Genomic DNA, 12,735 nt, shown 5'->3' on the forward strand with positions numbered 1-12,735 from the left:
TCAATATGAACGCATTAAAGAATTTAAGCCTGATTTTGTTGCTTTCTCTGGCATTTACAGGCTGCCACAACAAAAGCTCAAAAATCAATGATTTCAACCTGCTGCTTTATGCTCCCGAATATGCCTCCGGCTTCGACATCAAAGGGGCGGGCGGGAAGGAAAGCGTACTGATAACCGTCAGGAATCCCTGGCAGGGAGCGGACAGTGTAACCACATGGCTGTTTATCGTCCGCAACGGTGAAGAGGTTCCCGAAGGGTTTGCAGGACAGGTACTCAAAGGAGACGCCAAACGTATCGTGGCGATGTCTTCCACTCATATCGCCATGCTTGACGCAATCGGTGAAGTCCGGTGTATAACCGGCGTTTCGGGAATCGACTACATTTCCAACCCAGACATCCAAGCCCGCCGCGACAGTATTGGCGATGTCGGCTATGAAGGGAACATCAACTACGAGTTGCTGCTCTCGCTCGATCCCGACCTCGTTCTGCTCTATGGGGTGAACGGCGCAAGCGCAATGGAAAGCAAACTCGAAGAACTCGACATACCGTTCATGTATGTCGGCGATTATCTTGAAGAGTCGCCTCTCGGCAAGGCCGAATGGATGGTAGTGCTTTCAGAAGTCACAGGAAAACGTGAGAAGGGTGAAAAAGCCTTTGCCGCAATCCCGGTCAGATACAACGCCTTGAAAAAGAAAGTGGCCGACAGTACCCTCGGCACTCCTTCGGTTATGCTTAATGTTCCCTATGGCGACTCGTGGTTCATGCCTTCAACCCAAAGTTATGTAGCCCGCTTGATTACTGATGCGGGAGGCCGCTATATCTACCAGAAGAACACGGGAAACGCTTCTATCCCCATTGACTTAGAAGAAGCATATCTGCTCGCGTCGGATGCGGACATGTGGTTGAACGTGGGAATGGCGAACTCCCTTGACGACTTGAAGGCATCATGTCCGAAATTCACCGATACCCGATGTTTCAAAAATGGAGAGGTGTATAACAACAACGCCCGTACCAACACAGCCGGGGGTAACGACTATTACGAGTCTGCCGTCGTGAATCCTGACATCGTGCTCCGCGACCTCGTGAAGATATTCCATCCTGAACTGGTGCAGGAAGAGTGTGTGTATTACAAGCAACTGAAATAGATGCGTTCCCGTTCGACTATATTATTCTCCATATTGATTACGCTCACGGTCGGTCTTTTTTTACTGGACTTGGCCGTGGGAGCTGTCAACATTCCGATCCGCGATGTATGGGCAGCACTGACCGGGGGAAATTGTTCCCGTGCCACGGAAAAAATCGTACTCAACATACGCCTCATAAAAGCTATAGTGGCACTGTTGGCCGGGGCTGCCTTATCGGTCAGCGGTCTTCAGATGCAGACCCTCTTCCGTAATCCTCTTGCCGGTCCCTATGTCCTTGGCATCAGTTCCGGTGCAAGTCTCGGTGTGGCACTTGTGGTACTTGCCGGGATCGGTTCATCAATAGGCATTGCCGGAGCAGCGTGGGTGGGTGCGGCTGTCGTGTTGCTCGTGATAACTGCCGTCGGACAGCGAATAAAAGACATCATGGTAATCCTGATTCTGGGCATGATGTTCTCATCGGGCGTAGGTGCTGTCGTGCAGATATTGCAGTACCTCAGCAAAGAGGAATCGCTGAAAGCCTTTGTCATTTGGACGATGGGGGCTTTGGGTGACGTCACCTCCGGACAACTTCTGATTCTTGTTCCATCGGTGTTTGCCGGACTGCTGTTGGCTGTACTGACCATCAAACCGCTTAACCTCCTGCTGTTCGGAGAGGAATATGCCGTAACAATGGGACTGAATATTCGGCGTTCACGCAGCCTGTTGTTTCTCTCGACAACGCTGCTCGCCGGAACGATAACCGCTTTTTGCGGTCCGATAGGTTTCATAGGTCTCGCTATGCCTCATGTCACAAGAATGCTTTTCCAAAATAGCGATCATCATGTCCTTCTGCCTGGAACAATTCTTTCGGGAGCATCGATATTGCTTCTTTGCGACATCATTTCTAAAATATTCACCTTGCCGATCAACGCCATTACAGCTCTATTGGGAATCCCAATCGTCGTATGGGTGGTTTTACGCAACAAATCCATCACCGCATGATAGAATTACAGCATTTTTCCATAGGTTACAAAGAAAACTCGTTGCTCCACGAGGTAAATGCCACGATAAAAAAAGGTCAACTGACAGCCCTTATCGGAAGAAACGGGACAGGAAAATCGACGTTGCTCCGCGCCATAGCCGGTCTGAACCGGTGTTATTCCGGAAAAATCATTCTCGACGGGCACGACATCGCCTGCATGAAAACCGAAGATATGGCAAAAACGCTGGCTATCGTCACGACCGAGCGCACGCGCATCGCCAACCTGCGGTGCAAGGATGTCGTAGCCATAGGCCGTGCTCCTTATACCAACTGGATAGGTAGGATGCAAGAAACAGATAAGGAGATAGTCATGCAATCGCTCATTTCGGTGGGAATGGAGGCTTATGCAAACCGCACGATGGATAAAATGTCGGATGGCGAATGCCAGCGTGTGATGATTGCTCGTGCATTGGCACAGGATACTCCTATCATTCTCCTTGATGAACCGACTTCCTTTCTTGACATGCCTAATCGCTACGAACTTGTGGCGTTGCTTCGTAGGCTTGTCCACGACGAGAAAAAATGTATCATGTTCTCGACACATGAACTTGACATCGCGTTGTCCATGTGCGATTCGATAGCATTGTTAGATACCCCGAATTTAAGTTGCTTGACCGCGTCTGAAATGCAGAAAAGCGGATACATTGACAGACTTTTCCAAAATGAAAACATCCGTTTCGACTCCTTATGCGGTACAATGATTTTGAAACAATGAGTATATACACTGTAGAAAATTTTACTTCAGACATCACTGTTGAAGGATACATCGCCGAATTCCGTGACGAACCACATTTTCTTGAACTTTGCAAACAATGTACCAATTACGGTAAAAGTTGGGGGTGTCCTCCATTTGATTTTGATACGGAATCGTTTCTCCGACAATACAAGTATGCACATCTTATGGCAACGAAGATAATCCCTGAAGACAAAGATATTCCGATTGAATATACACAAAAACTCATTTTACCGGAACGGATACGAATCGAGAGCGAATTATTGGATATGGAACGGAAATATGGAGGGCGTTCATTTGCCTATATAGGTAAATGTCTTCACTGCTCAGATAACGAGTGTACGCGTAACTGCGGCACACCATGCCGACACCCGGAAAAAGTGCGTCCGTCACTCGAAGCCTTCGGATTTGACATAGCCAAAACGCTTTCTGAACTTTTTAACATCGAACTTCTTTGGGGAAAGGATGGCAAATTACCTGAATATCTTGTTCTCGTAAGCGGATTTTTTCATAATGAATACGAACTTTGCAACATAGCATACTAATGATTCGGACATGAAATAAACAGACAAACTAACCACATTCGGTTCAATCTGTTTTGTGATTTCAAATGAATTATAGTTAGATATGTAAAAAGCGACGCTGGAGCTTGAAATAAGTAACGGTTTATCGGTGTATTCTCCGTTAAACCGTCCTGTTTTCGTTAAACGAAAACACAACTTGCTGTCCCCTAATGGGGACAACGTTTTGAATATCACGCTATATCCATATAGTGCTATAAAGCCTTTTGTCAGGGGAAAAATGCATACGGTTTCTGCCATTTTTTCCGCATTTCCGGTTTTTTGAATGTAAATGTTTCCCCACAGAACATGCGTCTTCCCACTATACTGCTATAACTATATAGCCATATAAAAGAATCAGAAATTAAAATATCATTGATTGACAGCATAATTCACCGATTTACGGGAATGTCTTCTGTAGTCTTTAGTCCGCTATACCACTATCAGTATAGCTTTAGTTATCTCTATTTCGAGGTCATCCTCTATGCAGCTCACCATATCATGTTATATCACTATCAGCATATCCCCGTTTATCCTTATTCCGATGTCACGCCCTATACCGCACGGCATTCGTTTGGAACCCTGATGCTGTCCTCCGGCATCCCGATAGAGAGCATCGCCAAGATGATGGGCCATACGAACATCAACAGTACGCAGGTCTATGCATAGGTTACCGACCAGAAGATATCCGGTGACATGGACCGGCTGATGAAAAGAAGACAGAAAGGGAGTACGGTCCCCCTAACGGAAATATCCGAATAATGAAATGCCAGCCGAAACCGATGTTTAATGGTTCCGGCCGGCATTCTTGAGTATTGAACGTCCGATTATATCAGGGCCTCATGATAATTATCTTCCAGGAGTTTCTCAATGTCGGATACCTTATACAAAATTTTTCCACCTAGCCGGATATAAGAAATACGCCCCTGGTCCCTATAATCCTGCAGGCATCTGCGGCTGATTTTTAACAGGTCCGACAATTCCTTGTCAGAGAGAAAACGCTCACCGTTAAACAGGGGGCGGTTATCCTCCGCAAGCCTTTCCAGCTTCGTCTGAATGTTATCCAGCAGGCCAAAGAATCGGCGGACACTGCACGTCTCTTTGCTAATAATTCCTTCCATGTTGCATCCAATTAATTATTCATTCTTTCTTTTTTCTCTCACCGCCTTTTCCTTGCGTTTCATGGCGGCATAGACCATCAGCTTTTCCACGTCCTCCGGCCTGTAGTAGATTTTCCGTTGGATTTGGGTGAATGCCAGCCGTCCGGTATCCCGGAGAGTCTGCAGGGTACGTGGAGAGATGTCAAGGCGCAGGCAGACATCCTGGTTATCCATTCACTCTCCCGGTTTCTTTTCCCTGTTTTTTTCATACAAGCGGTCCACCTGTGCGGACAGGCTATCAGCCCTAGCCAGCATTTCCTCAAAGATTCCGGCTTCAATGTAATATACTTCCATTTTTCTTGTTTTTATTTAAAATAGCTTCCTTTTAGAAACTCAAATTATTGAAATACAGTTCAAAATACTTTCCAAATGCACTTCCGGATGGGAGTCGTGATTTCCGACTCCCCCTCCAGAGCTGTTTTAAGGAGGACTTCCCGTCATATTACGGCTGTAACAGTTTGTAATCTCGTCCTGTGATCTTCTTTATCATGCCGGCGTTTTCTTTGATATGTTCAACCAGTATGCGGCTTATAACACCGGAAACAGTAAAATCCTTACGTCTGACTGCCCAGACAATGTCTGAGATACATTCGTACACCTGTGCATCAATATGCAGGGGCTTGCGCCGGTTGGATGAAAAATTGTTCAGGAGGGCTTCAATGTATTTTTTTACCTCTTCATCCGTTATCGTCTTTTTACTTTCCGCCCGGGATGAAGACTCCTTGTGGGGCGGCACCTCTTCCAGATTCTCGGAAATACTGCTCAAATATGAGCCTTTAGCGGCAACTATATCCAGTATCTCCTTCTCGTTGATATTATACGGTTTTGTTTTTTTCCTTTCAATGCTGTCCATAACTATGATTTATACATTAATTCCATGTGACAATTGGGCGTTTTGTAAGGCGGATGTTCCTGATGGCGGATTATCGTCCTACTCTGCAAAGAAAAAAAGAATAAACGTGGGAAAGGATACCTTGTCAGTTATAGTCATATATAGACATGAATAGTCAATGCCAGCAAAAGACATAACAAATGGCAGTCCGGCGGGAGGCCAGGATTCTCCCCGATGTTGCTAGGATTGTGACATGTCAAGCCATGGAGATATTGACAGCTTACATTCTTGGGATAATGGTACACCAGGCTACGGATATTGTAACAGCTTATGTTATTGGAATAGTGATATGTCAAGCTATGAAGATAGCGGGAACTCATGTTGGCAAGATAGCGATATACGAGGAGACAGCAGGACGGGAACACTACGGCGATGAAAAGAAAAATCCCTGTTGGTCCATGTGAGACCGGCAGGGAGCGTAACAATAAAAGGAACGGGCTTCTCAGCCCCTGATGTAACCGTACTTTTTCAGGTCGTCCATGAACTGCTCCGGGGTGTCGGTTCTCACCGTCACCCCGTGCAGTTCCCTGTACCGTCCGGAGAAATTCACTATGTACTCCTCGTCGGTGCATCCGCTGTCAAACCAGCTGCCTTCACGCAGGATGCGTACAAACTCGGAAGGGCCGGAGGCGGCAATCCTGCCGCCATCCGCTAAAATATATATGCCTGTTCATGTCGATATTTTTTTAGTCCTTAAATTTATAATATAGTTTCTGTTCACTGTCGAGGAAGGGGATGTTCTGGAGCGCGGTGGCCACAGGCACCTGTCCCCTCGTGGCAAAGGTAACTAATTTGTGGAGAAACAGTACCCAGTTGCGCATTTTTGTGAAGCAGGTCGTTCCGGAATGCTGGCGGAACTCGATCGTCTTGTGCCGTGAGTAGGCCTCGAGGTCCACCTTATGGTAACGGTCACCGATCCTTCCTTTCAGCTCGTCCACCATCCGGGCGGAACGTATCATCCCGTCAGAGACATGACCCAGGCCACGGCAATAGTAGTTGTCCCTGCGGGATGCCGGTATGAACCTGTCGATGACCGGTTCCAGGTGCTTGTAGCTCAGGGACAGGTTACGCCAGGTTTCCATGCTGAAACCGGCGGCATCGATATGTACATGAAGCCCGCAGCTCCCGTTCACCTTCACGTCACACAGGTCAAGCACCCAGCAGCCCTTCTCCAGTTCCTGTAACCCGGCTTCACCGACCAGGATCGGACTGACCAGTTCAAAGGTGTCGTTGCCGTTCAGACTGCCGTCCGTCACGAGTTTCCAATGCGGACGGGTGGTATGGTTATAACTTTCCACCATAACCTCGATACCGGCCTCCCTGAGCTCGCGTGCGAGCCGTTCACGGGAGCAGTTGTAAGCCTCGATCTCGATACCGAACTTGCGGGTGAAAGTATAATCCAGTGCAGCTGTCGCCGGATGGATATTCAGACCGCCCTCACGTTCATTCATCCGGCGCAGGGCGTTCACGACAAAACCGTAATTACCGTTGGTCACCATCCTTGCGATTTCCGCACGGGGAATCCCTAAAAGATACAGTTGCCGGATCTTGCTCGTTTTTGTTGTCTCTTGTGCTAAAATGCTTCTAACTTGCTTGTTCATAACTTGTTAGCTTCTTTATTTACTCTACTAAGATAATGCTTTTATAGGAGAAACTATAATCATAAGAACTTTATTATCACTGCATTAGCTTACTTTGTTTTAGACTAAAAGTCCTTATTGGGGGGATCCTTATCTTATCCGCTGCAAGTCCCGGATGACAAAAGGCGGCAATATATCGGAATAGTCAGATAACGATATATCATGATATGGCTGACCGCATAAGATGTGACATCGAAATAGGAATAGACGGGGATATGTTGATAGCGGTATAACGGGTTAGCCGGATAGCGATATATCATGATATGGCGAACCACATAGGGGGTGACATCGAAATAGAGATAACTAAAGCTATGCCGATAGTGGTATAGCGGACTAAAGACTACAGAAGAGATTCTCGAAAATCAATGAATTATGCTGTCAATCAATGATATTTCAATTTCCGATTCTTTTTTATATGGCTATATGGTTATAGCAGTATAGCGGGAAGACGCACGTTCTGTGGGGAAATATTCCCCTTCAGAAGATCGGAAATGCAGAAAAACCGGCGGAAACCGTATGCGTTTTTCCCCTGACAAAAGGCTTTATAGCACTATATGGATATAGCGTAATATTCAAATCGTTGTCCCCATTAGGGGACAGCAAGTTGTGTTTTCGTTTAACGAAAACCGAATGGTTTAACAGCATATTTCGCTGCCAAACCATTATTCAGTTCATGCTCCTAAGTCGCACAGAATCATAAAACCGATATCTGTCTTTGGACTATTTATCCCTACAAATTGCGCTATTAGATTCTCATACCACACGAAAAAAAAGACATCCAGAGACTTTTACAATGTATGGGATGTATACAATCGGCCAATGTTCAGTATATCGCAGCAGACACTCAATCCATACTTTAATACCATCATTCAATGCTAACACATCACCTCTATTTTTCGATCAGTCCATTCAAGTATTATAACATAGATTATAGTAATGGACTGTAAGACCATTGCTGAAGACAAGAACAAGATTTTTTATACCTATTTCAATACTCTGGACATCATCCTTGCTAATGTTTTGAACAGATTCTCCTCCATACATAATCTCAACGGAAATAAATTCTATATTACGATACTGCTTGTACCATCTCTCGAATAGAAAATAAACTACACCTTTCATCTGGCAAAACAGAACGATTGACATCAAATGGGAAACAGTTTTCCAACCACTCATGAGAAGGAGGATAACGAAATAAACCAAACACTCTACATCTATTGGCTGGGATAAATAGCTAAAAAGAAAATTTGCGAATCAAATATCATTTTATATTTTTGTTTCTCAAAATTTTTAATGAACTAAAAAGAATTAAAATGCCTGCAAAACTCACTCGTCCAGAGAATTCTTTTAATAATATTTATATGCGATATTACAAAAAGTCTTTTCTATTTGTAAAGTCGTATATACACAATGAGATGGTAGCCGAGGATATTGCATCTGAATCACTCATCAAACTGTGGCAATGGATACAGGACAACCCGGTGGAAAATATTGAACCGATGTTGCTCAGTATTTTGCGAAATAAAGCCTTAGACTACTTACGTCATGAAAGCATGAAACAACAGGTCATCACACGGATTAGTGAGAAACAAAATGAAGAGTTAGCTCTTCGCCTCTCCTCACTGGAAGACTGTAATCCAAATGAAATATTCTCGAAAGAAGTTATGGATATTGTGCAAAGAACATTGCAATCATTACCTGAACAAACCTCCCGTATATTTACTCTCAGCCGATTTGGAAATAAAACAAATCGGGAAATTGCCTGCGAATTAAATATTTCAATCAAAGATGTGGAATATCATATATCCAAATCACTTAAGGCTCTTAGAAAAACGCTAAAAGATTACCTGCCTTTATTTTATTTCTTTTTTTACCATATGTAACACCGATTACTACGCACGTTCCTTTATCTTTTGAAAAAAATATTCTTTTTCGTTTAGGGTAAACCGAAGATGAATCGTTATATAAATGAAAACGATAAAAAGATGGATGAACTATTACAAAAATATATAGCAGGAAATGCCTCTGAAAAAGAGTCACAGAGGATAATGGAGTGGCTGCGCGAAGATGAACAGCATCTTAGAGAATATAAGCGGCAACGTAAATTGTATGACATTACGTTATGGCAGACTAAAAGTCCCGTTGATATACAACAAGAGAAGAAAGATCCGCTGAGGAGGGTTCTCGATGTTATTGTACGGATAGCGGCTGTCATTGTTTTTACTGTGGCAACCACTTATTTTTACACTCACCACGTTTTACAAGACAAGGAGGAGAATATGCAAACGGTAGTTGTTCCGGCAGGCCAGCATGCCGAATTATACCTGGCTGATGGAACGCATGTATGGCTGAATTCCGGTAGCCGGTTGACTTTTCCGGGACGGTTTTCTAAAAAGGTACGTCATGTAGAATTAGATGGTGAAGGATATTTTAAAGTCAGTTCTAATATAAAACAACCTTTTATTGTTGGAACTAACCGATGCAATATCCGGGTGCTGGGGACAGAATTCAATGTGCTGGCCTATGAGAAAGATAGTATATGGGAAACAGCCTTATTGGAAGGTGCTGTAGAAATTCTGCAAAAGAAAAGTGAAGTATCTCTCATGAAACTGAAACCAGGTGACATGGCCAGACTAAGTAAAAACCAACTTACTAAAGAAAAGATACATACAACAGACTATTTTCGTTGGAAAGAAGGGCTTATTTGTTTCAACGATATCTCCCTACGCGATATAATGGAGAAATTAAAACTCTATTATGATGTGAATTTTGTCATTAACAATCAACAGATTCTTGATGCGCACTATACCGGAAAATTCCGGACCCATGATGGGATTGAACATGTAATACGTGTGCTTGCCCTCAATAATAAATTTACCTATATTAAAGATAACGAGAGCAATACGATAACCATTAATTAACTTTTTAATATTTCTAATGCCTATGAAACAATAAAGAAACATTTAAAAAAGAAAAGGGGACAGTGCTGCAACACCATCCCACATTTTCCATCAGTTTATACCAACTGACAAAATAGTTCTAGATCAAGTTAAACCTAATAAACTAATATGTTGCGAAAATATGAAAAATTCTCTATACCAGGAATTATTTATAGAAAATAAACAGTTATTCCGTATTATGAAAATTATTGTTTACGTCTGTTTCTTATGTGTAGGAAATCTTCTAGCTATAGGAAGCTATGCGCAGACAGCTCATGTTACGATTGTTTCCAACCATATAACAATCGGACAAGTGATTAATGAAATAGAGAAACAAACGGACTATCTGTTTGTATTCAACGTAAAAGATATCAATATCAAACGTAATGTCAAAGTGAATGCGAAAGATAAAGCCGTTAATGAAGTTTTGAATGATATATTCAAGGATACAGGCATTCGCCATGCTATAGAAGGTAAAAACATCATGCTCATTAACTCTACGGATAAGGAAAAGGGTGCGCAGCAAAAAGATTTTTTAGTTACGGGGATAGTAAAAGATGAAAATGGTGAGCCTATTATCGGAGCAAATATTCAAGTCGTAGGAAAATCGGCAGGCACAATTACGGATATGAACGGACGTTTCAGTATCAGTGCCTCTGCCAATTCTACATTGCAAATAACCTATATTGGCTACCAAACGCAGACTGTCAATATCGGCGAGCAGAGGAATATTAACATTATTCTACAGGAAGACAATGCGCAATTGGATGAGGTAGTCGTAGTGGGGTATGGTACGATGAAGAAGAAAGATCTCACCGGTTCGGTAACAGCTGTTAAAGGAGACGAACTTGCTGCCCGTCGTACCACCCAACTTTCCACAGCTTTGCAAGGCGCGCTTTCCGGAGTAATGGTCAGTCGTGACAATGGAGCTCCCGGTAGTAGTGCTTCTATCCAGATACGTGGTGTAACAACTATTGGTGATTCCAGTCCGTTGGTGATTATTGACGGAATTCCGGGTGATATCAACTCCGTAAATCCTGAAGACGTAGAAAGTATGTCCGTATTGAAGGATGCTGCTTCGGCTTCGATCTACGGTTCACGTGCCGCAGCCGGTGTAATTGTCATCACGACCAAACGTGCCAAGAGCGGTGATGTGGCTTTGAGTTACAACTTTGAGTACGGGTGGGAAATACCGACTAAGTTGCCTACCTATGTAGGAGCCCAGCGTTACATGGAAATGGTAAATGAAACACGCTATAACGATAATCCAGACGGTGGATGGTACCAAACATATACGGAAGATGAAATTACCAACTGGAGCATAAATAATGCGACTAATCCGGACAAATATCCTATGACGGATTGGGGAGATATTCTGTTGAAAAGCTCCGCACCCCGGCAGACACATACTCTAAGCATTGTTGGTGGGGGTAAGATTATTCGTACAAAAGCCTCTTTCCGCTATGACAAAACGGACGGCCTCTATGTAAACAAGGAATATGACCGTTTTATGGTACGCGTGAATAATGATTTCAATATAAATAAATATATTTCCGCAAATCTGGATTTGAACTTTTCCCGTTCTAAAGCTCTCTCGCCTAATTCCAACCCCATGGGGGCAGGTGGACGAAACATTCCGCCAATTTATGCTGCTACATGGACCAATGGCTTATGGGGTGATGTGAAAGATGGAGAAAATATGCTGGCCAAAATTACAGATGGCGGCACTTTTACCAACTGGGGAACCAATATTGGCGGTAAACTCGGTATTGACATAACTCCTGTCAATGGGCTGAAAATATCAGCAGCCGTGGCGCCCAATTTCAATAATGTAAAGAAGAAAACTTTTGTCAAACAGATTCCATACACCCGTTCAGAAGATCCGAATACCACTGTTGGTTACATGGGAGGTTATCGCACTACCAATTTGACGGAAAATCGTAATGACAGCCATGATATAACAACACAGTTCTTTGCCAACTATGCCAAGACACTGGGGCGCCATGATTTCTCTGTCATGATCGGTTACGAGGATTATTATGCTTTCTGGGAAAACCTGGATGCATCCAGAGACCAGTACCAGTTGACAAGCTATCCTTACCTGGACCTCGGTTCGGAGGATTATCGGGATAATGGTGGCAATGCGGAAGAATATGCTTACCGCTCATTATTCGGACGCATGACCTATAGCTATGCAGACCGCTATCTTATCCAAGCAAATCTCCGCCGGGATGGTTCTTCACGTTTTGCATCCAATTGTCGTTGGGCCAATTTTCCTTCCGTGTCACTTGGTTGGGTAATTTCTGAAGAGAAGTTTTTCAAGAATATAAATATGGATTGGTTTTCTTACCTGAAATTGAGAGGCTCTTGGGGAAAACTGGGAAACGAACGTATCGGGGCTTATGACGATGACGGTAACTTTATTTATAATTATTACCCTTACCAGGCTGCAATTGATTACAGCACTGCACTATTTCAGAATTCACAGGGGATTGTTTCTTCCGTGACTACGGCCGCACAGCAGAAGTATGCCGTACGAGATATTTCATGGGAAACAACAGAAAGCTGGGATATCGGTTTAGATGCTAATTTTCTGGATAACCGTCTGCACTTCTCCGCTGACTATTATAGAAAAAATACGAAGG

At 43.7% G+C, this 12,735-nt stretch carries 12 protein-coding genes and 2 pseudogenes; 9 read left to right on the plus strand and 5 right to left on the minus strand.

Going from position 1 to position 12,735, the window contains the following annotated elements:
• Positions 1–5: 5 nt before the first annotated feature.
• From BACFIN_RS17115 to BACFIN_RS23665, 5 genes and pseudogenes are all read left to right on the plus strand, one after another.
• The gene (locus tag BACFIN_RS17115; RefSeq protein ID WP_004289233.1) at positions 6–1,145 is read left to right on the plus strand and encodes an ABC transporter substrate-binding protein; all 1,140 of its coding nucleotides are present in this window, start codon (positions 6–8) and stop codon (positions 1,143–1,145) included.
• Complete coding sequence (locus tag BACFIN_RS17110) at positions 1,146–2,126, plus strand: FecCD family ABC transporter permease (protein WP_004311292.1); 981 nt, start codon at positions 1,146–1,148, stop codon at positions 2,124–2,126.
• On the plus strand, positions 2,123–2,881 hold the full coding sequence (locus BACFIN_RS17105; RefSeq protein WP_007748724.1) for an ABC transporter ATP-binding protein: 759 nt from the start codon (positions 2,123–2,125) through the stop codon (positions 2,879–2,881). The genes BACFIN_RS17110 and BACFIN_RS17105 overlap by 4 nt, the downstream gene beginning before the upstream one ends.
• Positions 2,878–3,444, plus strand: coding sequence for a DUF2284 domain-containing protein (locus BACFIN_RS17100; protein WP_004289236.1), 567 nt, complete (start codon positions 2,878–2,880; stop codon positions 3,442–3,444). Before BACFIN_RS17105 ends, BACFIN_RS17100 begins: the two co-directional genes overlap by 4 nt.
• A 483-nt stretch (positions 3,445–3,927) precedes the next feature.
• Positions 3,928–4,221 (plus strand): annotated as a pseudogene (locus BACFIN_RS23665) (tyrosine-type recombinase/integrase); the annotation flags it as partial.
• A 65-nt stretch (positions 4,222–4,286) separates the two neighbouring features.
• On the opposite strand, the gene BACFIN_RS17095 reads toward BACFIN_RS23665, so the two are convergent.
• The 3 genes from BACFIN_RS17095 to BACFIN_RS0219365 all read right to left on the minus strand — a co-directional run bounded on the left by BACFIN_RS17095 (position 4,287) and on the right by BACFIN_RS0219365 (position 5,472).
• A complete protein-coding gene (locus BACFIN_RS17095) occupies positions 4,287–4,580 on the minus strand; it encodes a helix-turn-helix domain-containing protein (protein ID WP_005681506.1) in 294 nt (97 codons plus the stop codon).
• Between the two features lie 15 nt (positions 4,581–4,595).
• Positions 4,596–4,793 (minus strand): helix-turn-helix domain-containing protein, encoded by a 198-nt coding sequence (locus BACFIN_RS17090; protein ID WP_005681504.1) that lies wholly within the window; start codon positions 4,791–4,793, stop codon positions 4,596–4,598.
• A gap of 268 nt (positions 4,794–5,061) precedes the next feature.
• Entirely contained in the window at positions 5,062–5,472 is a 411-nt protein-coding gene (locus tag BACFIN_RS0219365) for a DUF3408 domain-containing protein (RefSeq protein WP_005681501.1), read from the minus strand.
• Positions 5,473–5,651: 179 nt separating this feature from the next.
• On the opposite strand from BACFIN_RS0219365, the gene BACFIN_RS22875 reads away from it, so the two are divergent.
• Positions 5,652–5,915, plus strand: a complete 264-nt coding sequence (locus BACFIN_RS22875; protein ID WP_005681500.1) for a hypothetical protein — start codon at positions 5,652–5,654, stop codon at positions 5,913–5,915.
• A 38-nt stretch (positions 5,916–5,953) separates the two neighbouring features.
• On the opposite strand, the gene BACFIN_RS23155 is transcribed toward BACFIN_RS22875, so the two are convergent.
• A complete protein-coding gene (locus BACFIN_RS23155) occupies positions 5,954–6,175 on the minus strand; it encodes a hypothetical protein (protein ID WP_080714608.1) in 222 nt (73 codons plus the stop codon).
• A 6-nt stretch (positions 6,176–6,181) separates the two neighbouring features.
• Positions 6,182–7,112, minus strand: a pseudogene (locus BACFIN_RS20460) (amidoligase family protein).
• A 1,352-nt stretch (positions 7,113–8,464) separates the two neighbouring features.
• Between BACFIN_RS20460 and BACFIN_RS17070 the strand changes: the two are divergent.
• From BACFIN_RS17070 to BACFIN_RS17060, 3 genes are all read left to right on the plus strand, one after another.
• Positions 8,465–9,034: an RNA polymerase sigma-70 factor gene (locus tag BACFIN_RS17070; protein ID WP_005681497.1), complete on the plus strand. Its 570-nt coding sequence runs from the start codon at positions 8,465–8,467 to the stop codon at positions 9,032–9,034.
• A gap of 69 nt (positions 9,035–9,103) precedes the next feature.
• The gene (locus BACFIN_RS17065; RefSeq protein ID WP_005681496.1) at positions 9,104–10,072 is read left to right on the plus strand and encodes a FecR family protein; all 969 of its coding nucleotides are present in this window, start codon (positions 9,104–9,106) and stop codon (positions 10,070–10,072) included.
• Between the two features lie 160 nt (positions 10,073–10,232).
• A partial coding sequence (locus BACFIN_RS17060) for a TonB-dependent receptor (protein WP_007748753.1) occupies positions 10,233–12,735 on the plus strand: 2,503 nt, incomplete at its 3' end.

The organism is Bacteroides finegoldii DSM 17565, assembly GCF_000156195.1.
Lineage (GTDB): Bacteria > Bacteroidota > Bacteroidia > Bacteroidales > Bacteroidaceae > Bacteroides > Bacteroides finegoldii.

Coding starts and splice junctions, on each gene's coding strand:
- BACFIN_RS17115 (WP_004289233.1), top strand. CDS start 6: ATGAACGCATTAAAGAATTTAAGCCTGATTTTGTTGCTTTCTCTGGCA.
- BACFIN_RS17110 (WP_004311292.1), top strand. CDS start 1,146: ATGCGTTCCCGTTCGACTATATTATTCTCCATATTGATTACGCTCACG.
- BACFIN_RS17105 (WP_007748724.1), top strand. CDS start 2,123: ATGATAGAATTACAGCATTTTTCCATAGGTTACAAAGAAAACTCGTTG.
- BACFIN_RS17100 (WP_004289236.1), top strand. CDS start 2,878: ATGAGTATATACACTGTAGAAAATTTTACTTCAGACATCACTGTTGAA.
- BACFIN_RS17095 (WP_005681506.1), bottom strand. CDS start 4,580: ATGGAAGGAATTATTAGCAAAGAGACGTGCAGTGTCCGCCGATTCTTT.
- BACFIN_RS17090 (WP_005681504.1), bottom strand. CDS start 4,793: ATGGATAACCAGGATGTCTGCCTGCGCCTTGACATCTCTCCACGTACC.
- BACFIN_RS0219365 (WP_005681501.1), bottom strand. CDS start 5,472: ATGGACAGCATTGAAAGGAAAAAAACAAAACCGTATAATATCAACGAG.
- BACFIN_RS22875 (WP_005681500.1), top strand. CDS start 5,652: ATGGCAGTCCGGCGGGAGGCCAGGATTCTCCCCGATGTTGCTAGGATT.
- BACFIN_RS17070 (WP_005681497.1), top strand. CDS start 8,465: ATGCCTGCAAAACTCACTCGTCCAGAGAATTCTTTTAATAATATTTAT.
- BACFIN_RS17065 (WP_005681496.1), top strand. CDS start 9,104: ATGAATCGTTATATAAATGAAAACGATAAAAAGATGGATGAACTATTA.